A 22,518-nucleotide genomic window follows, 5' to 3' on the forward strand; every position below is an offset into this window, starting at 1 on the left:
AAATCCGGGGTCCATGACGTCAGCGCCGCGGTGGATCCCGGATCAAGTCCGGGATGACGAGAAGTGAGGTAGAAAACGGCCTCCATCACTGCCGTACCCGATACATCCGTCCCCCTTTCGCCTAAGGACGCATCATGGCCCGCACCCGACTGATCGCCGCGCTGATCCTGACCTATGTCGCCTTTGCGATGCTGCTGAACAGCGTCGGGACGGTGATCCTGCAGTCGATTTCGAGCTTTGGCGTGACCAAGCCCGAGGCGAGCACGCTGGAGGGGTTCAAGGATATCACGATCGCGGTGGTGTCGTTTGCGACCGCCAGTTATCTGCCGCGGTTCGGGCTGCGCAATGCGCTGATCGCATCGCTGGTCCTCGCGATCGCCGCGTGCGTCGTGATGCCGCTGCTCGGCTCTTTCGGGACGGCGCAGCTGCATTTCGCGCTGGTCGGTGCGGCGTTCGCGGTGGCGAAGGTCGTCGTCTATTCGATGATCGGTCTGGTCACCGCCGACGCGCGGCACCATGCCAGTCTGACCAGCCTGATCGAGGGCATGTTCATGGTCGGGGTACTGTCGTCCTATTGGGTGTTCAGTGCCTTTATCGACCCTAGTGGGCTGCGCTGGCTGAACGCCTATTGGGTGCTGGCGGGGGTAACTGCGCTGGCGCTGGCGATATTGCTCGCGGCCCCGGTCGAGGAGCGGCGCGCGTCGGATGCCGGCGATCTGGCGCAGGCCGAGCGTGCGCCGATGCTTGCGATGCTGCGCCTGGCGGCGCTGCCGCTGGTGCTGATCTTTGTCGTTTGCGCCTTTGTCTTTGTCCTGATCGAACAGGGTATCGGCACCTGGCTGCCGACGTTCAACAACGAGGTATTGCACCTGCCGGCGCAGATGAGTGTGCAGGCGGCCAGCCTGTTTGCGGCGTGCATCGCGCTGGGGCGGTTCGGCGCCGGGGCGGTGATGGCGCGCTTTGACTGGTATCCGGTGCTCAACATCTGCCTCGGGTTGCTCGCGGCGCTGATCATCCTTGTCCTGCCGCTCGCCGACGGGCTGCGGCCGGGCCCGATTGCCAGCTGGCGCGACGCGCCCGCCGCCGCGTTCCTGTTCCCGCTGATCGGTTTCGCGCTCGCGCCGATTTATCCGACGATCATCTCGGTGATGCTGAGCGCGATGCCGGGGCGCAGCCACCCGCCGCTGATGGGGCTGGTCGTCGTCTTTTCAGCGCTGGGCGGGACAACCGGGTCGGTCATCACCGGCGCGCTTTTCGCGCATCTCGACGGGCGCACCGCCTTTACCCTGATGCTTGTGCCGACCGCGGTGTTGGCGGGCGGGCTGTTCCTGCTTCGCCGCAGGATCCGGGCGCTCGATGCCTGATCGCGGAAACGCGGGGTGACTGGCGTTGCGAACATGAGGCGCGAATGGGGTGTCGCAGTTGAGATCGGCGGCGCTCCATCTACAAAATTATCGGCTGATTTCGGAGAAGATTGTAAACGGCCGAACGAAAGGCTGCGATCGGGAAGAGCCACTTTGCGCCGCGAGTTTCGGCCGCTCCAGCAAACTGCCGCTCCTGTGTGGCAAACGATCTTGGTGTGATGCTTTCTGCTGCCTAGGCAGATATGATCGGCAAGACTTCGTCATTGCCTTGATCCGGCGCGTCATCCTTCCAGCGAACCGATCCGAATGGTCGTTCCAGCATCCGGCGGACGCGCATCGGTTCGGCGCCTCGGTGAAAAGCTTCCGCGTTCGTTTGCAGTGCCAGTTCGGCCACCGTGTATCGGCTGCGATGACGAAGATAGTCGAGCCACGTTGGGCAGTGGAACCTTTCGGTCCACAACTCCGGATCGACAATGTCACGCGCAATTGACCAGCTATAGGCGCCATTGCGATTCCGGGTCCGTCCGACCTTTTGCATGGCACCATAGAAATCGCGCGCTTCGCTTGGGGCAACGCGATATTCGATTTCGACGACGATCGGACCGCTGCGAGCAGTCAGTGCAAGCTTGGCATCCGGCGCGGCTTGCTCGACACCATCCTGACCGCTCTGTTCGCCGGGTGGCATTCGGAGCCATAGGGCGAGCAGGGGGCTGGCGGCCATTGTGGCGGCGGACATAAACAGCGCCGTCGCCAGATCATGCTCCTGCGCAACATGGCCCCAAAACCAGCTGCCGATGGCGACGCCGCCAGCAATGGCCGCCTGAAAACCGGCGAGTGCGCGTCCCGCGACCCAGCGGGGGGCCGCCAACTGAACGCCGATATTGAACAGGGTTATGCTGACCATCCATGCCGCGCCAGTCGCGAGCAGGGCAATTGCCGTCAGGACGATCGATCCGCTTAGCGCAACGATCGCAATGCCGACCGCCATGATGACAGCTGAAAAACTGACGGCCGCCTCGCCCGACACGCGATGACGAATCGCCCCAATTGTAAGAGCGCCGGCAACGGCGCCGACGCCAAATGCTCCCAGGATCAGGCCGTAGGTTTGCGCACCGCCGCCAAGGTTATCGCGCGCTATGATCGGCATCAGCGCCGATATGGATCCGCCTGCGACGCCGGTGAAAAACGTCCGCCATAAAACGGTGCGGATCGACGGCGAATGGAGGATGTAGCGTAAACCCGATGCGATGGCGCGGTCGATCCGCTCGGCGGGAAGCCGCGGGGGAACGTGGTTGCGGCGCCAAAGCAGAAGGACGATCAGCAGCGGTACGTAAAGGAATGCATTTGCGGCAAAAGCGGCAACGGCACCGGCCGTCGCGACAATCACCCCGCCGATCGCCGGACCAAAGCTGCGCGCGATATTGTAACTGATCGAATTGAGCGCGACAGCCTGCGGAAGCGTGTGGGCGGGAACCTGCTCGGAGACGGACGCTTGCCACGCCGGTCCGAACAGAGCCATGCCGGTGCCGATCGCAAAACACGAGGCCAAGAGCAGCCAGGGTGTCAGCAGGTCGGCGGCGGTGAGTGCGGTGAGCCCGGCGGCGGCGACAAGGGAAATCGAAAGCGCGATCAATCCAACTTTGCGGCGGTCGTACATATCGGCGACCGCGCCCGCCATGATCGACAGGAGCAAGATCGGCAGCATCAAGGCAGTCTGGACCAGCGCCACCATATCGGCAGCAGCTGTGAGTTGGGTCATGGCCCAGGCTGCGCCGACCCCCTGAATGAGGAGGCCGAAGTTGGAGAGGAGACTGCCAAGCCAGATGCGCCGGAACAGCGGCGTGCGGAGCGGCTCGCCGATCGAGACCGTTCGCGTCAATTCGGTTGTGCGTGCGGGGGTTGGGTCCGTCACAATCGCCACCCGGCGTCCGCTTCGCCCAACGGTCAGGCGCCGTGATACCCGCCAAGAGCATCCTCGAACTCTTCGAGCGTGCCAACATTGTCCTGAGCGGGTTTGCCGGGGGCGGCAGGAAAGACGGCGTCGATCCGGCGCCTGAGCATGTGGTCAAATTCGCGCTGATCGGAAACCCGGGCGCGCTTGCCGATGGCGAGTTCCGAGCAGATTGCATCTTTGATACGATCGAGGCCATCGGCACTCAATACGCCTGCATTCAACAACTCCTCGCAAAGCTGGATCAATCCGACTGCGGTCGCATGGGCGCGCAGGCCGACGAAGTCCAACGTCCGGTGACGCTCGCGTACAGCGGCATCCCCTCTGGCGATATTCATCAGCATCCTCCCATATTTTTGCGCGCCTCCAGTATCAGCGAACCGTGACTAGATGCGCTCGATCACAATGGCGGGCGCCATGCCGCCGGCAGCGCACATCGTCACCAGCCCGTAGCGACCGCCCGAGCGTTCCAGTTCGTCGAGCGCTGTACCGATGAGGATCGAACCGGTCGCACCGATCGGATGCCCGAGCGCCATCGCACCGCCGTTGATATTCACCTTTTCTCGATCGAGATCGAGATCGCGAATGAATTTCTCGGCGACCACCGCAAAGGCCTCGTTGATTTCCCAGACATCAATATCGTCCTTGGTCAGGCCAGCCTTTTCGAGCACCTTCTTCGCTGCGGGCACGGGGGCGTTCAGCATCAGTGTCGGATCATCGCCGATATTGGCGTAGGCGACAATACGGGCGCGGGGTTTCAGGCCGTTCTTGTCGGCATAATCTTTTGAAGTGATCAGCAAGGCTGCCGCGCCATCGACAACACCCGAGCTGTTGCCCGCGTGATGGACACCTTCCCATTCCAAGTCGGGATAGACGCGCTGGATCTGCTTGGCGAAGGTGACGCCGCCGCCCAGGTCGAAATCCTTGAGCGCCCCGAAACTGGCCTTGAGGCCGGCGAGACCTTCGGCGGTCGTTTCTGGCCTGGGAAATTCCTCATGGTCCAGCGCGACGCTGCCGTCCTCGTTGTACACCGGCACCACCGATTTGGCGAAGCGGTCTTCCTTGATCGCCCGGTCGGCGCGCTGCTGGCTGACGAGCGCAAGCGCGTCGAGCGCCTGGCGGTTGATGCCTTCTTTGGCGGCGATCGCGTCACCGCAAACGCCCTGGTGCGATTGCGGATGGATGGCGTCGAGGGCGGGATTGCCCGCGCCCATGCCCAGCGGCTTGATTCCGGCATTGGCTTCGTCGGCGGCCAGTTGCGCGGTATAGCTCATCATCTCGGTGCCTCCCGCGACGACGCAATCTTCCATCCCGCTCATCACCGCCGCTGCGGCCAGGTTTACCGAGGTGATGCCGCCGCCGCAAAAGCGATCAAGCGTCACGCCCGATACCTTGACGTCATAACCCGCAGACAGTGCTGCCATGCGACCGAGATCGGTGCCCTGCTTGCCGCGCTGCGTCGAGGTGGACCAGATGACGTCGTCGATCGTCGCCGTGTCGAGGTTGTTGCGCTCCTTGAGCGCCTTCAGCACCGTGGCAGCAAGATGCTGCGGATGCAGATGTGACAACGCGCCCTTGCCCGGCTTTCCGATGCCGCGCGGGGTGCGGACAGCGTCGATGATATAGGCTTCGGTCATGATGTGGTTTCCTTGTGATCAGGCGGGGATCTGGTTGAACGGGACGCCCTTGTCGGGGCGGTGGTCCTGGGGCAGGCCAAGGATTTTCTCGGCGATGGTGTTGAGCAGCATCTCGTCGGCGCCCCCGGCGATGCGGCCCGTCGGCGCGTTGATCCAGCTCGACGTCCAATTGTCCTTTTGCGACGCATGGTCGTCAAATGCGAAACCTTCGCTCCCCTGAAGATCGATCGCAAGCTCCGAGAGTTTCTGGCGTGAACGCACTGAAATCAGCTTGTTGAGCGAGCCTTCGGGGCCAGGGGTCATTCCAGCCTGCATCATCGCCATCGCGCGGGCGGTGATTGCGTCAAGGCCGGCGCGCATCGCATAGTTGCGCGCAATCTGCTGCCGGATGCGGCCGTCCTCGATGGCCGGTCGACCGTTGATCTGCGTCGCCTTGGCCAATTCGACAAACAAGTTCAGATGGGGGCCAAAGCCGCCGCTGTCGGTGGCGACATAACGTTCGATCATCAGCGTCGCCATCGCGACCGCGAAACCGCCCCCGACTGGCGACATGCGATGATCGTCGGACACTTTGACGTCGTCGAAGAACACCTCGTTGACGTGGCTGTCGCCCCCCGCAAGCTTGATCGGCCGCACGGTGACGCCCGGCGCTTTCATATCGACCCAGAAATAGGTCAGTCCCTTGTGCTTGGGCACATTGGGATCGGTGCGCACGACGATCACGCCATAGTCGCTATATTGCGCCCAGCTGGTCCACACCTTCTGTCCGTTGATCTTCCACCCATTGCCATCGGGCTCGGCCTTGGTGCGCAGGCCCGCAAGATCGGACCCGCCTGCGGGCTCGGAAAACAGCTGGCACCAGATTTCCTCGCCGCGCAGCGCTTTCAGCACGCGCTCCTTCACGAACGCCTTGTCTTCGCCAAACTGCATCAGGATGGGGACGGGCATTCCCAGCGAAATGCCGAAATAGGCATTGGGAAAGCCGTGCTTCATTTCCTCGCTGTCAAAGGTCACCTTTTCGAGATGCCCGAGGCCTTGGCCGCCATATTCGACCGGCCAGTTGATCCCGGCATAACCTGCTTCGAATTTCGCCGCCTGATAACGGCGGGCGAGCGCAAGGTCGTCGGCTTCGGACAGGCTCTGGCGCGCGGCTTTGCCGAACGTCGGCGCCATCGATTCGAGCCAGGTCGCGGCCTGGGCACGATAGGCTTCCAGGTCGCTCATGCGATTTCTCCCGTCAAGTGGTCGACCAGAACATCTTCCCAGAACAGGCCGTTGCCTTGTTCGATCGCCAGGCTGCGCGCGCGGCGCATATGAAGGTGGAGGCCGGCTTCCCACGTCACCCCGATCCCGCCGTGGATCTGGATGGCGTCGCGCGCCGCCGTGTCATAAGCTTCGGTCGCCGAAAGGCGCGCTGCGGCGGCCGCCGTGATGAAATCGGCGGCGCCTGCGCGCGAGGCGGCATGGATGCAGTTGGCGCGGGCAAGTTCGACGAAGCCGTAGAGTTCGGCGATGCGGTGCTTGACCGACTGGAACGCGCCGATGACTTGGCCGAAGGCGCGGCGCGTCAGCGCATAGTCGCGCGCCACCTCCATCATCGCCTCGGCACCGCCGGTCTGCTCGTGCGCGGTGATCACCGCCTGCAGCGCCAGAATATGAAGTGCGGCGTCGCGCGCTGGCCTGCCCGATGCCAATAATTCGGCAGTAGTATTCTTGAAGGCCAGATCGGCATAGCAACGGCTGTTGTCGAAACTCTGAACCGCCCTGCGCTGCACATCGCCGAGTTCGGCGACGGCAAGCACCGCCATGCCGGGGCCGTTCGCCAGCACAACAGCAATGTCGGCCGCCAGCCCCCCGGTGACGCCGGTCATCGTCCCGTCAAGGCGATCGTCGGTGAAGGTCAGTTGCGGTTGGGTGGGGAGGGCGTCTGCCCCTTCGGCAAACGCAACGGTCCCGATAATCTCGCCGGTCGCAAGGCCGGGCAGCCACCGGGCCTTTTGCGGATCCGATCCATAGAGCTCGATCGCTTTGGCCGCGCCAAAGCCCGATGTCAGGAAGGGCGCGCCGCTGACGGTACGCCCGGCCTGATGGGCGATCAGCCCGAGTTCGACGAGGCCAAGGGCGAGCCCGCCATATTCCTCGGGCAGCGCGAGCGCGGTCCAGCCCTGCTCCTTTGCGGTATCCCAGAAACCCGCATGATATCGGCCCGTTGTTTCCAACAGCGGCAACAGCGCGTCCTTGCTCATCCGCGCTTCGAGGATGCGGCGCGACTCGGTCGCGATGGCCTGTTGCCCTTCATCATATAAAATCGACATAGGATTTCGGTTCCTTGCCCGGATAGAGGGCGGTTCTGGCGGGGTGGGATGCCGCGCCTAGCGGACCGTGAACTTCTTTGCCTTGTCGGCCATCAGCGCCGTGCGGTTCACCTGCGGCACCCCGACCGGGTTGCCGATCTGGCAGTATTTGAGCCCCTGTTGGAGCGCCACGCTGCGCGGCAAGTCGAGCGATTCCCAGATGGCCTTGACCGACCCGGCAGTTGCGGCGGGCGGTTTTGCGGCGATGGCTGTCGCCAGTTCGTGCGCGCGCGGCCACAGATCGTCGAGCGTGGTAATTTCGCTCACCAGCCCGATCCGCAGCGCGGTGCCGGCGCCGATGCGTTCATCATTGCCGAGCAGCACCATGCGCAGCACGTCATGCAGCGGCATATGATAGGTCATGCCGATCGGTTCGAGCGCGCTTGTCATCCCATATGTGACATGGGGATCGAAGAAGGTCGCCTCTTCGGAGCAGATGATGATGTCGCTCTCGTTGAGCCAATAAAAGGCGCCGCCCGCCGCCATGCCATGCACCGCGGCGATGATCGGTTTCCAGCAGTTCATCGATTTGGGACCAAGGTAATTCCCCGGGTCTTCACAGTGCCAGATATTCGCCAGATCCACGACGGTGCCACCGGGCTTCTGCGATTCCTTGACGTCGACCCCTGTGCACCAGGCCTTGCCCGGCGCGGCGCGCAGCACGCAGCAGTGGACATCGTCCTCGCGGCCAATCCACTTCCACAGATGTTCGAATTCGTCCATCATCTGCTTGGTGAAGCTGTTCATCGCGTCGGGCCGGTTGAGCGTGATCGTTGCGATATGATCGGCGACATCGACCAGGATCGTTTCATATTGCATGGACGGCTCATCCTCTCACGGTCGTTCTCATGGTTGACCTAGTTATACAACTCGCTATGACACAGACCGTAACAAGAGGGCAAGGCCTGCGATGAATTTCGACCTTAGCGATGAACAGAAAATGCTCGGCGAGCAAGCGCGGTCGCTTCTGGCCGATATGTCGTCGTTCGACCGATTGCGCACCTTGATCGATTCGGGCGCCGAATGGGACGAACCATTATGGCGCGCGTTGGCCGACATGGGTTTTCTGGGCGCTGCAATCCCCGAAGAGCATGGCGGACTCGGTTTGGGGGCGCTCGACCTTGGCGTCATCATGGAAGCGCTGGGCGGCGCGAATGCGGCGGTGCCGTTCATGAGCTCGATCATCCTTGCGGCAGAAGCGATCGGGCTTGCGGGCAGCGAAGCCCAGAAGGCAGCTTGGTTGCCAAAACTTGCGTCGGGTCAGGCCGTCGCCACCTTTGCTTATGCCGAGGGTCCGGGTCCGGTTTTTGGGTGTGGCGCAACGCTCACCGAAGGCAAGCTCAGCGGCAGCAAGACGCCGGTCGCCGACGCCGGCATAGCCGATATTGCGGTTGTGCTCGTCGCCGATGGCCGCTTCGCGTTGGTCGAACTCGACCAGCCGGGTGTCACGCGCACCAAGCTGGAGAGCTTCGACCAGCTCCGCCCGCATTACCGCCTCGACTTTGCCGGCGCCGCGGCGGAAGCGATGCCGGGCATCGGCAAGCTGGACCGGCTGATCGATCAGGCGGCGGTGCAGGCTGCGTTTGAAGCGGCGGGCGCCTCCGAAGCATGCCTGACCATGGCGCGCGATTATGCCATGGAACGACAGATGTTCGGCCGTCCGCTCGCCGGCTATCAGGCGATCAAGCACAAGCTCGCCGATGTCGCCGTCGCCACCGAACTTGCACGATCCAATGCCTATTATGGCGGTTGGGCTGCCGAATCGTCACCCGACGACCTTCCCGTCGCGGCGGCCGCGGCGCGCCTTTCGGGCATCAAATGCTTTGAACTGGCGGCGCGCGAGAATCTGCAGGTGCATGGCGGCATCGGCTATACGTTCGAGGCGAACTGCCATTTCTATTACCGGCGCGAGCGGATGCTGGCGGTGCATCTCGGCAATCGTGGCTTCTGGGCCGACCGGTTGCTGAACGCGCAGCCCGGCAGCCAAGCGAAAGCGGCATAAATGGATTTCAACGACAGCCCGGATGAAGCCGCGTTCCGCGCCGAAGCGCGCGCCTGGCTCGCGGCGCACGCGCCCGCGCATGTCCTGACGCCCGGGGATAAAATAACCGATACCGAGGAAGCCGATCGCGGTCGCGCCTGGATGCGCGAATTATATGCAGGCGGCTGGTCGGGGCTAACCTTCCCAAAGGCGCTGGGCGGCCGGGGGCTGTCAGGCGCCGAAGCCGTGATCTTCGCCGAAGAGGAGGGCAAATATCACCTGCCAAAGGGGCCGTTCACCTCGATCGGCACCGGCATGGCGCTTCCCGTCATCGCGAAACATGGCACCGACGAACAAAAGGCCCGCTTTATCGAAGCGACGCTGAAGGGCGACCTGACGTGGTGCCAGCTGTTTTCCGAACCTGCCGCAGGCTCCGATCTGGCGGCACTCCGCACCAAGGCGGTGCGCGCTGAGGATGGTTCGGACGATTGGATCGTCAACGGCCAGAAAGTCTGGTCGAGCTGGGCGCATCTGACCGACTGGGGCATCCTTGTGGTGCGTACCGACCCGACGTTGCCCAAACACAAGGGGCTGACCTTCTTCGTCGTCGACATGAAGACGCCGGGGATCGAGACGCGCCCGATCCGCCAGATCTCGGGCGCAAGCGAATTCAACGAAACCTTCCTCACCGACGTTCGCATCCCCGACGCCAATCGCATTGGCGCCGAGGGCGAGGGCTGGGCATGCTGCATGACCGTCCTGATGGGCGAACGGCTCGGATCGGGCGCACATCGCAGCGGGGTCGAACCCTTGCTCGACTTTGCTGCGGCGACGCCCGACGGGCATGGCGGCACCATGCTCGATGACCGCGCGATCCGCCAGCAACTGGCCGAGGCTCTGGCGGAAGAGCAGGGCGAGCGTTTCTTTCAGGCGCGGCTGCGTACGATGGTGTCACGGGGCGAAAATCCCGGCGCGCTCGCGGGGATGGTCAAGCTTGCCTATGCCGGGCGTTATCAGAAAACCAACGGCCTCGCGCTCGAACTGCGCGGCCTCGCCGGGATCGCGCCCGATCCGGGTGATACGGCGACAGCCGACGTTCAATATGACTATATCTATTCGACCGTGATGCGCATCGCGGGCGGCGCCGACGAGGTGCTGCGCAACCAGATCGCCGAGCGCGTTCTGGGGATGCCGGGCGAGGTGCGGATGGACAAAGATGTGCCGTTCGAAGCGCTGAAAGGCTGAGGTTCACTCCATCGCTATTTTACGTAAGCGCGTGCGGGTCGGTTAAGCGGCCGCGCGCCGGTTCGCCGCCGCCTTCGCCAGCGGGCCGACCAGATCCTTTTTCAGAATTTTTCCGTTTGGATTGAGCGGCATTTCGTCCATCACGACCAGCGTCCGCGGTATCTTGTTGTCGGCGAGATGTTCGCGGCAGAACGCCAGAATATCGTCAGCGCTCGCATCAGCGCCCGGGCGCAGCGTCACCGCCGCAGCAATATCTTCGCCCAGCACCTCGTGCGGCACGCCGACCACCGCCGCCTGTTGCACCGCGGGATGCAGGTGAAGCGCGGTTTCGATCTCGAGCGGCGTGATATTGTATCCGCCGCGGATGATCAGTTCCTTCGACCGTCCGGCCATGATCAGATCGCCGTCGGCATCGACGAAACCCAGGTCGCCGGTCTTGGTCCAGCCGCCCTTGAAGCTTTCGGCCGACGCCTGCGGGTCTTTCCAGTAACGGCGCGGGTGTTTTTGCCAGCCATAAATTTCGCCGACCACATTCGCTTCGGTGATGACATTCCCTGCCTCGTCGCGAAGCTGCATATGCGCGGGCAGCTTGCCAACACAGCCGGGCTTCTGCACCTGTTCCTGACTGGTGGTACCAAGCCCGACGCCGCCTTCCGACATGCCATAGCTGTTGCGGATGCGCAGATGCGGCCAGAGTTTCGCGGCGCGTATCACCGAATCATGCGGGAGCGGCGCTGTACCGGTCATCAGATATTTCACCCCGGCAAAATCATAATCGGCCACATCGGGATGATCGAGGATAAGCCGCAGCATGGACGGCACCAGATAGACCAGGTTCGGTCGCTTTTCGCGCACCAGGTCGAGAAAGCCCTTCGGATCGAATTTCGGCTGCGTGATCGCCGTTGCGCCGCCGCGCGCGGGCAGCATCACAATGCCCAGATTGCCGCCGGATCCGGTCAAAGGCAAAGCGTGCAACGTCGAGCGCGACCGATCCATATTGGTCCCGGTGACGCCGTTCATCAGGTCGGGGTGCGACACGACGACGCCCTTGATCTTCCCCGTGGTCCCCGATGTGCCAAGGATTTCGGCGTCGGCCAGGGGGTCGAGCGCGGATTGGTCGGGAAGCGCGGAGATGTCGCGCGGCATCGCATCGACGGTCCAACAACCTTCGAGCTCAATGGCCTTCACCAAGTCGGGCGCGTCGGTCAGGCAGAAGCGCGGTTCGCACAAGGCGGCATAGTCGGCGATCTCCCGGGCCGTCAGGCGCGTGTTGATCGGACAGGCAATGCCCCCGGCGCGAAACACCGCGAACACGGCAATCGCCATTTCGATCGCGTGGTTGTTGCTGATCGCAAGGAAGACGCGGTCACCCGGAACCAGCCCCGCCGCCGCCAGTCCACCGCCAACCTCGTCCGCTTCGCGGTCCCATTCGGCAAAGCTCATCTGCCGCCGGGTGTCATCGTGCGCGATCTCGCCCGCCTGATGTTGCGCGCGCACCTTCAATGCATCGCTGATGCGGCGAACTTCCATTGCGGCACTATCCCCTTGCTTCGCTATTGGGGATGTATTACCTAGTTATATAACTGGTGACAAGGGAGATAAGCGATGGCCGAGGCGAAAAACGACATCAAAGAAAGCGAAGAGTGGCAAAAGGCGGTCGCATATGAAATCACCGACGCCGACATTGAGCGGCAACGTGCGCTGCTCGGTTTTGACCAGGCGGCCAAAACGCGCGAATATATCCAGACCGCGACCGAGGATAATATCCGCAATTTCGCGCACGGGATTGGCGACGACAAGCCGCTCTATACCGATCCGCATTATGCCAAAAAGACCCGCTGGGGCAGCGTGATCGCACCGGGCATGATGGCTGGGGTCATCAACCGACCGATGCTGGGCGATCCCGTTCCCGACCATATCAAGGCGCTGCGCAAGAGCCTGTTCAAGGGCATCCACGTCTTCGTGTCGGGTTCGCAGTGGGATTTCTATCGGCCCATTTATCCCGGCGATACGATCTACAGCTTCAATGGCGACGAGACGTGCGAGGTCAAGCAATCCGAATTCGCCGGACGTTCGGTCATCGGCGTGCGGCGTGACGTCAAGCTCAACCAGCGAGGCGAAGTTGTTGCGGTCTATCGCATTTTGCGCGTCCTTACCGAACGCAAGACTGCGGCCAAAAAGGGCAAATATTCGGCGATTGAACCTGCAACGTATACCGATGAGGAAATGCAGGCGATCGAGGATATCTACGCCGCCGAGCGCGTTCAGGGCGCCGAGAAGCGCTGGTTCGACAGCGTCGAAAAGGGCGACTCGCTGGGACTGCAGGCCAAGGGTCCGCTCACTGTCACGGACGTCATCTGCTTTCACGCCGGCGGCTACGGCTTCGTGCCGTACGCACCGACCGCAAACCGCCTCGCGCACAAGAACCGTCAGCGTATTCCCGCTTTTTATGTAAAGAACGAATATGGCATTCCCGACGTTGCGCAGCGGCTCCACTGGGATCCGACCTGGGCACAGGCGATCGGCAATCCGATGGCGTATGACTATGGCGTCATGCGCGAAAATTACCTGTGGCAATATCTCAGCGACTGGGCCGGCGACGACGCCGTCATCACCCATATCCATGACGAGATTCGCAAGTTCAACTATATGGGCGATGTCCAGCGCGTCACGGGCGAAGTGCTGGCCAAGCGCCAGGAAGACGGCCAAAGCTACGTCGATGTGGCGGTGAAGTTCACCAACCAGCGCGACGAGGAAACGGTGCGCGCCACCGCGACCATCGCGCTGCCCAGCAAGGACCGGCCGCTGCCGCTCTATCCGCAGGTACCCGACGCGCTGGCCGAAAAGGCGGTACGGATGCTGGCGCGCCATCGTGAGCTCGGCGGGGATTGATCTGCCTTCCATTCCCTTCGAAAAGACCGGAGCAGGGGAGGCTCATCCATGTCTGAAATTCTGATCGACGACGATGCGGGCGTTCGCACGATCACCCTTAATCGCCCCGACCGGCTCAACGCGCTGACCGGATCGATCATGGCACCGCTGGCCGATGCCTGTGCCGATGCCGCGCGTGATCCGTCGGTGGGGTGCGTCGTCGTCACCGGCGCGGGGCGTGGTTTCTGCGCCGGAGGTGATTTGAAGGAAGGTGGCGCCGACAAGGCGATAGTCCCGGCAAATCCAGATAGTGGCAGTCGTGCGGAGCAGAGCTTCGTCCGGCTGCGCACCTTCATGGAAACGCCGCGCCTGCTCCATGAAATGCCAAAGCCGACGATCGCGATGGTCAACGGCCCGGTCGCGGGTGCGGGCATCGGGATCGCTGGCGCATGCGACCTGCGTTTCGCAGGGCGCAGCGCAAGCTTCCTCACCGCTTTCGACCGCATCGGTGCAGGGGGTGATTTCGGATCGACGTGGTTCTGGACCAAGATCGTTGGGACCGGCGTGGCGCGCGAACTGTTTCTCCTCGGCGAAAAACTGTCGGCCGAGGAAGCGTTTGCGAAAGGACTTTATACCCGCCTTTTCGACGACGAAGCGTTACGCGACGCAACGATGGCGGCGGCGCGGCGTCTCGCCGACGGCCCGCGCATGGGCTATCGCTATATGAAGGCAAACCTCAACAATGCCGAGGATTGGGCGTTCGAGGCTGCGCTCGATGCCGAAGCATTGAACATGGGACTCTCGACCAGCGCAACGGCGATGATCTGGCGCGAAAAAAAGAAGGCCGAGAATCCCGATGGCTGATTTCACGCATATCCGCGTCGATCGACATGCGGATGGCGTTGCTGCCGTAATTGTGGCGCGCGCCGATATTGGCAATGCGTCGTCGCCCGAAATGCTTGGCGAAATTCGCGATGCCTTTGCGGCGCTATCGGGCGACCGCGATGTCCGCGCCATCCTGTTCGCGGCCGATGGCAAGCATTTTTCCGTGGGGGCCGATTTCGCATTTTTGCAACGGCTGACGCGGATGTCCGCAAGCGAAATCAAGGATACTGTCTACGCCAATTTCCAAGGCGCAGCGCGCGCGATCTATCGCTGTCCGAAACCGACACTGGCGTTGGTGCAGGGCGCGGCGGTGACCGTTGGGTGCGAGTTGGCGCTCGCCTGCGATTTCCGAGTCGCCGCCGACACCGCCATGTTCCAGGAAAGCTGGATCAAGCTTGGTATCATGCCGCCACTCGGCGGCACGTTCCTGCTGCCGCGTATCGTCGGGCTTGGCCGCGCGATGGAGATGTGTCTGCGCGGCAAGCAAGTGCGCGCCGAGGAAGCGCTCAGCATTGGCTTGGTCGGCGAGGTGGTGGCAAAGGATGATCTCACCGCGCGCGGGATGGAACTCGCGCGCGAACTCGCCGCTTCGGCTCCGCTTGGCTATGCGACCGTCAAGCAATCGATCCAGCGGGCGCTCGAAAGCAGCATGGAGGCCGAATGGCAGGCCAACCTGCCCAATCAGGCCCTCTTGCTCGGCAGCATGGATCACCGCGAAGGGCTGGCGGCGGTGACCGAAAAACGCGCGCCGGTGTTCAGCGGCGAATAAGGTCAGCCGCGCGGCCGCCCCGGCCCGACGAACACCGTCTGCGTCCCCTTGGCATAAACCCCGTCCGCATCGGCAAAAACGCTCTGCGCCACCGCATGGCCGTTGCCCGCCCCTTCGGTATGTGCATCGAGCAGGAACCAGTCGCCGCGTGGCTTGCGGAAGAACTGGATCGAGATGTCGAGATTGGCATAGCTCCATTCATGCGCGTGCGTCGCGCTGCCGACGCCGTTCCCGAAATCGGCGAACAGGCACGCCTTGACGAAGGGGGAGGTCGGGACGCCGAGCACGACTTCGCCATCCATCCGCATCCAGCACACGCCGCGCCCCGGCTCGCGGACCCGTCCCATGATGGGGCGCGTCTTGATTGCTCCGGCCATGCTCGCGCCGATCAGGAAATTGTCCTCTGCGACGTCTTCGGGCGCCGGGTGCAACTGCGGCGCCGGGAGCGCAGGCGTATCGAGATCGCGCGCAAGGAGTACATGCGCTTGCGCGACCATCTTGCCGCCTGCTCGCATTTCTATGCGATAGAGCTGTGCTTGCCGGCCTTGGCGCACGGGCACGATCGTCGGCGTCAGCAGCGAGCGCGGGACGACTCCCAAGATATCGATCGTCACCCGGCAAATTTCAAAGCCCGGATCGAACCCGGCGGTTTCGATGATATGCCCGAACAGCGCCGCTATCGGACCGCCCGCTACGGCGTCGTCAAACCAGGGGTTTCGGGCCAGGCCGGTGGGGTCGAAGCCGTTTTCCCGGCGCGTGAAATAATGCGGTTTCGGATCGGCTTTGCTTGTCATCACCGTCTTCTAAACAGGCCACGCTGCGCGTACAACATATTTGACGTAGTTATATAACTCAGGCATAGATTTGCGCACGAACCTGGGAGAGCGAGCGATGGATCTAAGCTATGGCGAGGCCGCTGAGACCTTTCGCGCGGAGGTTCGCGCGTTCTTGACTGCGCATTGGCCGCCCGCCGCTGACCTGCGCGGCGCCGATCTTAAAGCGTTTATACGTGCCTTTCGCGCTACCGCGACCGAGGCTGGCTATCTTTATCGCGCGATCCCGAAGGCTTACGGCGGCTCCGAGCAACCGGTCGATGTCATCAAGGCCCAGGTGATTCGCGAAGAATTCGCGCGCGCCCGCGCGCCAGCGGAAATCGGCGGAAACGGGATGAACATGACCGTGCCGACCCTGCTGGAGAAAGGTACTGACGAACAGAAAGAGCTGTTCATCCGCAAGACGGTCGCTGGCGACTATGTCTGGGGGCAAGGCTATTCCGAACCTGGATCGGGATCCGACCTTGCCAGTGTGCGCACCAAGGGAGAGCTGTCCGCCGACGGCAGCAAATGGATCATCAACGGACAGAAAATCTGGACGTCGCAGGGCATGCAATCGACGCACATGTTCATGCTCGTGCGCACCGAACCCGATGCGCCGAAACATGACGGCATCACTTATCTGCTGATCGACCTTGACCAGCCCGGCATCACGCGCCGCCCGATCCGCCAGATGACGGGCGAGGAGGGCGATCATACGTTCTGCGAATTCTTCTTCGACAACGCCGAAACCCCGGTCAGCTGGCAGATCGGCGAACGCGGGCAGGGCTGGTATGTCAGCCGCACGACGCTGAAGCACGAACGCGCCAGCATCGGCAGCGCCGACGGGCTGGGGCGCCAGTTCGCCAAGCTCGTGGAGTTGGCAAGGGACGTCGGTCGTATCGACGAACCGGTGATCCGCGACAAGCTCGCGCAGATCGAAGGGTTCGTCCTTTCGCACCGTTACACCAGCTTCCGACTGTTCAGCTGCGCCGCAGCGGGTGAGGATCCCGGCCCGGTGGCGCTGATGATGAAACTGCTGCTCACCGAGATCGGCCACGAAATGGCGCTGCTCGCGCAGGACCTGATCGGCGAACATGGCTTTGTCGAGCCTTCGGGCGCGGGCGGGCGCGGCAATCGCGGTCCGCGCGGTCCCGAAAAATGGCTCGACCAGATCATGGGCAGCCTCGGCAATTCGATTGCCGGCGGCGCATCGAACATCCAGCGCAACATCATCGGCGAACGCGGGCTCGGACTGCCGCGCGATCTTGCGATGAGCGGGGAGCGCTGAGCGATGCATTTTCACCTCACCCAGGAGCAGGCGGCGATCCAGGACGCCGTGCGCGGTACGCTCGCCGACCACTGGCCGCTCGGTCGGCTTCACGCATTCGCGGACGGCGACGAAGACTTTGACCGGACGAGCTGGGATGCGCTGATGGCGCTGGGCCTGGGCGGTATCTTGTTGCCCGACAGCGGTATGGGGTTGCTCGACGCGGCGCTCGCGTGCGAAGTGGCCGGAGAGGCCGCTGCAGCGGGGCCGTTGATCGGCCAGTTGCTCGCGGTCGCGGCGGTCGCGGCGTCTGGCAACGGCGATGTCCCGCTCGATGCCCTGGTCAGCGGCGAAAAGGTCGCGACGCTGGTGCATGGGGGCAGCGCCTATGTGCCGTGCGCGCGGGCCGCCGACTATTTTCTGGTCGTCGACCGTGCGGCTGGCGTCCGGCTCATCCCTGCGGGTGAGGGCGTCACGATCGAGCCGCTCAAATCGACCGACCGCAGCCGCCCGGTGTCAAAGGTGGCGATCGCCGACGGGGCAGGACATGCGATCTTTGCTGCTGCCGATGCAATGACGGCGCGCATCGCCGATGCAGCGCTCGTGCTTGTCGCCGCAGACGCGCTCGGGGGCGCGCAAAAGGTCACCGACATGAGCGTCGCCTATGCCAAGGAACGCGAACAATTCGGTCAGCCGATCGGCCGGTTTCAGGCGCTCAAGCATCAGCTCGCCCATATGGCGCTTGACGCCGAACCGGCGCGCGCGCTCGTCTGGTACGCCGCTTATGCGTCGGACGCAGATCTGCCCGACGCGCCCCGATCGGCGGCGATGGCAAAAGCGCATCTGTGCGACGTCTTTGTCCGTTCTGCGCGTGCTGCGGTCGCCGCGCATGGCGGCATCGGTTATACGTGGGAATATGGGCTTCATTACTGGTTCCGCCGTGCTGCATTCGACCGTGCCTGGCTGGGCAGCCCGTCCGAGCATCGCGCGCGCGCGGCCGATCTGGCGGGCTGGTAAACGTTGAGCGCGGCGACCGACCCGCTGCGACTAGCGCCCGGCGTACGCCGGCTCCGCCCCGACGATCATTTCATGATCCTGTCCGAAACCGACGCCTCGCCGATGCACATCGGCGCGCTGATCCTGCTCGATGTGCCGGCCGGTCGGCAGGACGATCTGGCCGCGGCGATCCGCCGGCAGTTCGCCGACCGGCTTCCCGCGACGCCGCTGCTCGTAAGGCTGCACGAAGCGCCCGACGGTTATGATAGCGACGTCTGGGTAGATCTGGCGAAGGCGGATCTCGAAACGCTCGTCGCCGTCGTACCGCATGACGGTGCCTGGACCGAGGCGGAACTTTACGACGCCATCGCGGCGCTCAATATGCAGCGGCTGGACTTGTCGGGGCCGCCCTTTGCGGTTCATGTCTTTGACCGGCTCGTCGCCGGCGGCAGCGCACTTTATGTCAAGATGCACCACAGCGTCGCCGACGGGATCGGCTTCCAGACCATCCTCCATCTGCTGAGCGATGCGACGCCGCCCGCAACGGCGCGCTTTGCCGATGCGCGTCTTCCCGAACCGGAAAAATGGCGCGAGCGCGCCGACGCATGGTTCGACGCGCAGGCGGACTTGCGAGCAGACCAGTCGGCGCGGCGCCGGGATGCGCTCGCCGCGCTGGAAACGTTCAAGCACGATCGTGCCCTCACGCCCCTGCTGAAGATGTCCGGGCCGACGTCGGGCCGACGCCGCTATGCCACGATCAGCCTGCCACTCACGCGCGTGAAAGCGGTGGCTGCCAGTCTTGATGCCACGGTCAACGATATTTTCCTCACCCTCGCGAGCAGCGCGCTGCGCAACTATCTCATCGAATTCGACGATCTTCCCGAGACACCGCTCGTGGTCAATTCGGCGCGCTCTTACCGCCGCGATGAGCATGGCGATTTCGGCAACCGGATCGTCGCGCTTCACCCGCACCTTGCGACGCATCTCGCCGATCCGGTCGCTCGGCTGCGCGCGATCCAGATGTCAATGGCGGCCGAGATGCGCCGTACGCCGCATGACGAAGCTTTGCTCGACGCCGCCGAAAAACCCTATGGGGCGCGCGACCGCCGCGCCGCTTTTGCCGAGCGCATGGCGGGCGGCAAGCGGCTGATGCCCGGCAATATCACGCTGTCGAACGTGCCCGGCCCGTCCGCAACGCGCAGCTATGCGGGCTTTCGTCAGCGCCACAATTATCCCGTGCCGATCATCGGATCGGGACGTTTCCTCAACATCACCTCGCGGCGGAGTGGCGACAATCTCGACATGGGCGTGATCGCCGACGCCGAAAAGATCGCCGACGTAGGCCGCATCGCCACGCTGTTCATCGCCGCACTCGCCGAATTGGAGACATTTGCATGACCGAAGCCCTTGCGTTCAAGCCCGAGGATGATCGATATCACCAGCTGTCCGACGATCCCTATGAAACGGAAACCAACTGGTGGTCGTTCAGCATCCCCGAACGCAAGATCGGCTGTTGGATCCACGCACCCTATTATCAGAACCGCAAATCGGTCACCTGGCGCATTTTTGCGTGGGATGATGAGGGGTATGACCAGGCCCGCATGGCCTATTACCGCAAGGTCGAAGAAGCGCCGATGCCCGACGCGCCAGACCTGACCGACATCACCTTTCCCGGCGACAAGGCGGGCGGCGGCTACAGCCTAAAGATGATCGAGCCGGGCATGAAATATCATTTGCAATATGAAGACATAGCGCGCGGCTTCGCACTCGATTTCACCCATACCGGCCTCCATGAGCCGCATCGCTTCCCGCCCGGCAAGCCGCCTTTCATGCAAACACCGCATTATGATCAGCTCGGGCATGTCGAAGGCTGGATGACGTTGCGCGGCGAACGGATCCGCATTGATGGCATCGGCGTGCGCGATCGCACCTGGGGGCCGCGCGGCGGCCCCTATGCGGCCAGCCCCAAAGTCTATGCGAGCGATTTGGAGCGCGTGAAGCGACCCGGCGGCGCGCGCTGGCGCGAGATCGAGCGCGAACGCGGCCGCGGACGCATCCAGTATATCTTCGGCCACCGCAGGGATGGCACGGGCTTCCTCGGTTTCGCGCGGGTGCAGGACGGCGACGCCGACGGCTGGTCGCCGATGAATGCGGGGTGGATCCGCCGCGACGGCAGTTTTGGCAGCCTTGACCCCAGCAAGTCGCGGATGCGCGTCTTCCGCAGTCCCAGGACCGGCTGGAGCACGCATATGCAGGTCGAACTTGTCGACGAGCTTGGGCGCGAGATGAAAAGCGAAGGCTTTACCGTCAGCACGATGAGCGAGGCGGGTTATGGGGTGAATCAGTTGATGCGCTGGGATATCGACGGCGGCATCGGCTGGGGCGAAGATCAGGATGTGTGGAATCCCCAGCATTATACGCGAATGCTCGATGCGCTGAAGGCGACGGTCTGACCTGATGCTTTCGGGCCTGTCGCTTCCGCTGATGTGCGCACCGATGAGCTTTGCTTCGTCGGTCCTGCTCGCGGTCGCCTGTTGCCGTGCAGGGGTGATCGGCGGCTGGCAGGGCGGCACGGCGACTCCGTCCATCTTGTTCGCGGAATATCTGGAGGCGCTCGCTGACGCGGGCGCCGCGCCGCCGATCGTCAATTTGCCCGCGCGCTGGGGCACCGACCCCAAGGCCGCCGACCGCATCGCGCTGCTCGAACGCTATCGCGTCCCGCTCGTCCTCTCCAGCCTCGGTGATCCCTCAGCGCTTGTCGAGCGGGTCCATGGCTGGGGCGGACGGGTGGTCCATGATGTGACCACGATGAAGCACGCTGAAAAGGCAATCGCCGCGGGCGCCGACGGGCTGATGCTCACCTGCGCGGGAGCAGGCGGACACACTGGTTTCCTGACGCCCATGGCGTTTGTGCCCGCGGTGCGGCGCATCTTCGACGGGTTGCTGATCGTCGCGGGCGGTATCGCCGACGCCCACGGCATCGCCGCGTCGCTCGCGCTCGGCGGCGATATCGCCTGCATGGGTACCCGGTTCATAGCGACACCCGAGAGCGGGGTCGTCGAGGGGCATCGTGCGATGATCCCGACCGTCAGTGCCGACGATATTGTCGCGTCCGCGGCCATGAACGGCGTCCCCGCCCATTGGATGCGGCAGTCGATCGAGGCGGTGGGCCTCGATGCCAAGACGTTGCCGACCGTTCGCTCGCCGATGCCCGACGGTGTGATGCCGTGGCGCGATATCTGGAGCGCGGGGCAGAGTGCGGGGCTGATCGACGCGGTCGAGCCGGTCGCCGATCTGGTGGCGCGCTTAAGGATGGAGTTTCAGGCGTTGCCAGCCGTGCCGGACTGGCGCGGACGCCTTGCCGACCGGACGCGGGGCTGGGCCTAATGCATGGTCAGCACAATTCGCCCCGCTCTTTCCCCGGCCGCCGCATCTTCCATGGCCGCCTGAAAATCCTTGAGCGCGTAGGTTTTTGCAATGGCGGGCCGCAGCTTGCCTTCGGCGGCCAGCGCGAACACGGCATCGCGATTGGCCTCGCTCTTTTCGGGTTCGAATAGCCCGAACTGGCGGACGTCGACCCCGACCAGGCTGGCGCCCTTCAGCAAGGGCAAATTGGTCCGGAGCGCCGCGATCCCGCCCGGAAAGCCGATCACCAGATGCCGCCCGTTCCACCCCAGCGACCGGAACGCCGGATCGGTCGCCTCGCCTCCAACCGGATCGAAGACAACATCGACGCCCTTGCCATCGTTCGCCGCCTTGACGCGATCGCGCCAGTCGTCGCCGCGCGCATCGACAACCGCATCGGCGCCGCCCGTGGCTGCCAGTGCGCGCTTCGCCTCGCTCGACGCCGAGCCGATGACGCGCGCGCCCAGATATTTGCCGATCTGGACCGCAGCATAGCCGGTCGCGCCCCCCGCACCGAGAACGAGGAGCGTCTCGCCCGCCTGAAGCCGCCCGCGGTCGACGAGCGCATGCCAGGCGGTTGCATAGCTGACCGGGAATACCGCTGCCGCCTCGAACGACAGCGCCGCCGGCATCTTGCGAACGGTGCGTGCGGGCAGGTTGACGATCTCCGCGAACATTCCGCCCCAACCGCTGCCGACCACCTTGTCGCCGGGGGCAAGATCGCGCACCGCGCTCCCCACTGCATCGACGATCCCCGCACATTCGCTGCCGGGGATAAAAGGCACCGGCGGTTTGACCTGATAACCGCCCGACGCGGTCAGCACATCGACGAAGCTGATCCCCGTCGCCCTGATACAAATGCGCACTTGCGTATCAGAAGGCGGCCCCGGATCATGCAGGACAAGCCGATAGCTATCGGGCGGTCCCAGTTCGTCCGCCATCACGGCGCGGGAAATTATTGCCGCTGCGATCGTCATC

At 63.6% G+C, this 22,518-nt stretch carries 20 protein-coding genes; 11 read left to right on the forward strand and 9 right to left on the reverse strand.

The features are described from left to right. Positions 1-134: 134 nt before the first annotated feature. Positions 135-1,364 carry an MFS transporter gene (locus tag VGN68_RS08395; protein WP_327475693.1) on the forward strand — a complete coding sequence of 410 codons (1,230 nt, stop codon included), beginning with the start codon at positions 135-137 and terminating at the stop codon, positions 1,362-1,364. Positions 1,365-1,596: 232 nt separating this feature from the next. Here VGN68_RS08395 and VGN68_RS08400 read toward each other — a convergent pair whose 3' ends face one another. From VGN68_RS08400 to VGN68_RS08425, 6 genes are all read right to left on the reverse strand, one after another. Beyond that, positions 1,597-3,243 carry an MFS transporter gene (locus tag VGN68_RS08400; protein WP_327475694.1) on the reverse strand — a complete coding sequence of 549 codons (1,647 nt, stop codon included), beginning with the start codon at positions 3,241-3,243 and terminating at the stop codon, positions 1,597-1,599. Positions 3,244-3,308: 65 nt separating this feature from the next. After that, on the reverse strand, positions 3,309-3,653 hold the full coding sequence (locus VGN68_RS08405; protein ID WP_327475695.1) for a hypothetical protein: 345 nt from the start codon (positions 3,651-3,653) through the stop codon (positions 3,309-3,311). A 48-nt stretch (positions 3,654-3,701) separates the two neighbouring features. Further along, entirely contained in the window at positions 3,702-4,952 is a 1,251-nt protein-coding gene (locus VGN68_RS08410) for an acetyl-CoA C-acetyltransferase (RefSeq protein WP_327475696.1), read from the reverse strand. Positions 4,953-4,970: 18 nt separating this feature from the next. Next, complete coding sequence (locus VGN68_RS08415) at positions 4,971-6,176, reverse strand: acyl-CoA dehydrogenase family protein (RefSeq protein WP_327475698.1); 1,206 nt, start codon at positions 6,174-6,176, stop codon at positions 4,971-4,973. Further along, positions 6,173-7,267 (reverse strand): acyl-CoA dehydrogenase family protein, encoded by a 1,095-nt coding sequence (locus VGN68_RS08420; RefSeq protein WP_327475700.1) that lies wholly within the window; start codon positions 7,265-7,267, stop codon positions 6,173-6,175. The genes VGN68_RS08415 and VGN68_RS08420 overlap by 4 nt, the downstream gene beginning before the upstream one ends. A 57-nt stretch (positions 7,268-7,324) precedes the next feature. Beyond that, complete coding sequence (locus VGN68_RS08425) at positions 7,325-8,125, reverse strand: enoyl-CoA hydratase/isomerase family protein (protein ID WP_327475702.1); 801 nt, start codon at positions 8,123-8,125, stop codon at positions 7,325-7,327. A 91-nt stretch (positions 8,126-8,216) separates the two neighbouring features. On the opposite strand from VGN68_RS08425, the gene VGN68_RS08430 reads away from it, so the two are divergent. Continuing rightward, complete coding sequence (locus VGN68_RS08430; protein WP_327475704.1) at positions 8,217-9,308, forward strand: acyl-CoA dehydrogenase family protein; 1,092 nt, start codon at positions 8,217-8,219, stop codon at positions 9,306-9,308. Beyond that, positions 9,309-10,532 carry an acyl-CoA dehydrogenase family protein gene (locus VGN68_RS08435; RefSeq protein ID WP_327475706.1) on the forward strand — a complete coding sequence of 408 codons (1,224 nt, stop codon included), beginning with the start codon at positions 9,309-9,311 and terminating at the stop codon, positions 10,530-10,532. A 42-nt stretch (positions 10,533-10,574) separates the two neighbouring features. On the opposite strand, the gene VGN68_RS08440 is transcribed toward VGN68_RS08435, so the two are convergent. Continuing rightward, positions 10,575-12,062 carry a class I adenylate-forming enzyme family protein gene (locus tag VGN68_RS08440; RefSeq protein WP_327475708.1) on the reverse strand — a complete coding sequence of 496 codons (1,488 nt, stop codon included), beginning with the start codon at positions 12,060-12,062 and terminating at the stop codon, positions 10,575-10,577. A 75-nt stretch (positions 12,063-12,137) separates the two neighbouring features. Here VGN68_RS08440 and VGN68_RS08445 point away from each other — a divergent pair, with 75 nt between their 5' ends. The 3 genes from VGN68_RS08445 to VGN68_RS08455 are packed head-to-tail and all read left to right on the forward strand — an operon-like array spanning position 12,138 to position 15,057. Next, a complete protein-coding gene (locus VGN68_RS08445; RefSeq protein ID WP_327475710.1) occupies positions 12,138-13,424 on the forward strand; it encodes an FAS1-like dehydratase domain-containing protein in 1,287 nt (428 codons plus the stop codon). A gap of 48 nt (positions 13,425-13,472) precedes the next feature. Further along, on the forward strand, positions 13,473-14,267 hold the full coding sequence (locus VGN68_RS08450) for an enoyl-CoA hydratase-related protein (RefSeq protein WP_327475712.1): 795 nt from the start codon (positions 13,473-13,475) through the stop codon (positions 14,265-14,267). Next, positions 14,260-15,057: an enoyl-CoA hydratase/isomerase family protein gene (locus VGN68_RS08455; protein WP_327475713.1), complete on the forward strand. Its 798-nt coding sequence runs from the start codon at positions 14,260-14,262 to the stop codon at positions 15,055-15,057. The genes VGN68_RS08450 and VGN68_RS08455 overlap by 8 nt, the downstream gene beginning before the upstream one ends. A 2-nt stretch (positions 15,058-15,059) precedes the next feature. Here VGN68_RS08455 and VGN68_RS08460 read toward each other — a convergent pair whose 3' ends face one another. Beyond that, positions 15,060-15,851 (reverse strand): thioesterase family protein, encoded by a 792-nt coding sequence (locus VGN68_RS08460; protein ID WP_327475715.1) that lies wholly within the window; start codon positions 15,849-15,851, stop codon positions 15,060-15,062. A gap of 97 nt (positions 15,852-15,948) precedes the next feature. On the opposite strand from VGN68_RS08460, the gene VGN68_RS08465 reads away from it, so the two are divergent. The 5 genes from VGN68_RS08465 to VGN68_RS08485 are packed head-to-tail and all read left to right on the forward strand — an operon-like array spanning position 15,949 to position 21,522. Beyond that, complete coding sequence (locus tag VGN68_RS08465; protein WP_327475717.1) at positions 15,949-17,160, forward strand: acyl-CoA dehydrogenase family protein; 1,212 nt, start codon at positions 15,949-15,951, stop codon at positions 17,158-17,160. 3 nt (positions 17,161-17,163) lie between these two features. Next, positions 17,164-18,156, forward strand: a complete 993-nt coding sequence (locus VGN68_RS08470) for an acyl-CoA dehydrogenase (RefSeq protein ID WP_327475719.1) — start codon at positions 17,164-17,166, stop codon at positions 18,154-18,156. 3 nt (positions 18,157-18,159) lie between these two features. After that, positions 18,160-19,533, forward strand: a complete 1,374-nt coding sequence (locus tag VGN68_RS08475; RefSeq protein ID WP_327475721.1) for a wax ester/triacylglycerol synthase domain-containing protein — start codon at positions 18,160-18,162, stop codon at positions 19,531-19,533. Further along, a complete protein-coding gene (locus tag VGN68_RS08480; protein ID WP_327475723.1) occupies positions 19,530-20,588 on the forward strand; it encodes a DUF7065 domain-containing protein in 1,059 nt (352 codons plus the stop codon). The genes VGN68_RS08475 and VGN68_RS08480 overlap by 4 nt, the downstream gene beginning before the upstream one ends. Positions 20,589-20,592: 4 nt before the next feature. Beyond that, positions 20,593-21,522 carry a nitronate monooxygenase gene (locus VGN68_RS08485; RefSeq protein WP_327475725.1) on the forward strand — a complete coding sequence of 310 codons (930 nt, stop codon included), beginning with the start codon at positions 20,593-20,595 and terminating at the stop codon, positions 21,520-21,522. On the opposite strand, the gene VGN68_RS08490 is transcribed toward VGN68_RS08485, so the two are convergent. Beyond that, entirely contained in the window at positions 21,519-22,517 is a 999-nt protein-coding gene (locus tag VGN68_RS08490) for an NADPH:quinone oxidoreductase family protein (RefSeq protein WP_327475727.1), read from the reverse strand. The genes VGN68_RS08485 and VGN68_RS08490 overlap by 4 nt on opposite strands. Position 22,518 lies beyond the last annotated feature (1 nt).

The sequence above is a fragment of the Sphingopyxis sp. genome (assembly GCF_035998965.1).
GTDB lineage: Bacteria > Pseudomonadota > Alphaproteobacteria > Sphingomonadales > Sphingomonadaceae > Sphingopyxis.

Coding starts and splice junctions, on each gene's coding strand:
- VGN68_RS08405 (WP_327475695.1), bottom strand. CDS start 3,653: ATGAATATCGCCAGAGGGGATGCCGCTGTACGCGAGCGTCACCGGACG.
- VGN68_RS08445 (WP_327475710.1), top strand. CDS start 12,138: ATGGCCGAGGCGAAAAACGACATCAAAGAAAGCGAAGAGTGGCAAAAG.
- VGN68_RS08465 (WP_327475717.1), top strand. CDS start 15,949: ATGGATCTAAGCTATGGCGAGGCCGCTGAGACCTTTCGCGCGGAGGTT.
- VGN68_RS08490 (WP_327475727.1), bottom strand. CDS start 22,517: ATGACGATCGCAGCGGCAATAATTTCCCGCGCCGTGATGGCGGACGAA.
- VGN68_RS08420 (WP_327475700.1), bottom strand. CDS start 7,267: ATGTCGATTTTATATGATGAAGGGCAACAGGCCATCGCGACCGAGTCG.
- VGN68_RS08435 (WP_327475706.1), top strand. CDS start 9,309: ATGGATTTCAACGACAGCCCGGATGAAGCCGCGTTCCGCGCCGAAGCG.
- VGN68_RS08395 (WP_327475693.1), top strand. CDS start 135: ATGGCCCGCACCCGACTGATCGCCGCGCTGATCCTGACCTATGTCGCC.
- VGN68_RS08455 (WP_327475713.1), top strand. CDS start 14,260: ATGGCTGATTTCACGCATATCCGCGTCGATCGACATGCGGATGGCGTT.
- VGN68_RS08425 (WP_327475702.1), bottom strand. CDS start 8,125: ATGCAATATGAAACGATCCTGGTCGATGTCGCCGATCATATCGCAACG.
- VGN68_RS08480 (WP_327475723.1), top strand. CDS start 19,530: ATGACCGAAGCCCTTGCGTTCAAGCCCGAGGATGATCGATATCACCAG.
- VGN68_RS08450 (WP_327475712.1), top strand. CDS start 13,473: ATGTCTGAAATTCTGATCGACGACGATGCGGGCGTTCGCACGATCACC.
- VGN68_RS08410 (WP_327475696.1), bottom strand. CDS start 4,952: ATGACCGAAGCCTATATCATCGACGCTGTCCGCACCCCGCGCGGCATC.
- VGN68_RS08430 (WP_327475704.1), top strand. CDS start 8,217: ATGAATTTCGACCTTAGCGATGAACAGAAAATGCTCGGCGAGCAAGCG.
- VGN68_RS08470 (WP_327475719.1), top strand. CDS start 17,164: ATGCATTTTCACCTCACCCAGGAGCAGGCGGCGATCCAGGACGCCGTG.
- VGN68_RS08440 (WP_327475708.1), bottom strand. CDS start 12,062: ATGGAAGTTCGCCGCATCAGCGATGCATTGAAGGTGCGCGCGCAACAT.
- VGN68_RS08415 (WP_327475698.1), bottom strand. CDS start 6,176: ATGAGCGACCTGGAAGCCTATCGTGCCCAGGCCGCGACCTGGCTCGAA.
- VGN68_RS08485 (WP_327475725.1), top strand. CDS start 20,593: ATGCTTTCGGGCCTGTCGCTTCCGCTGATGTGCGCACCGATGAGCTTT.
- VGN68_RS08460 (WP_327475715.1), bottom strand. CDS start 15,851: ATGACAAGCAAAGCCGATCCGAAACCGCATTATTTCACGCGCCGGGAA.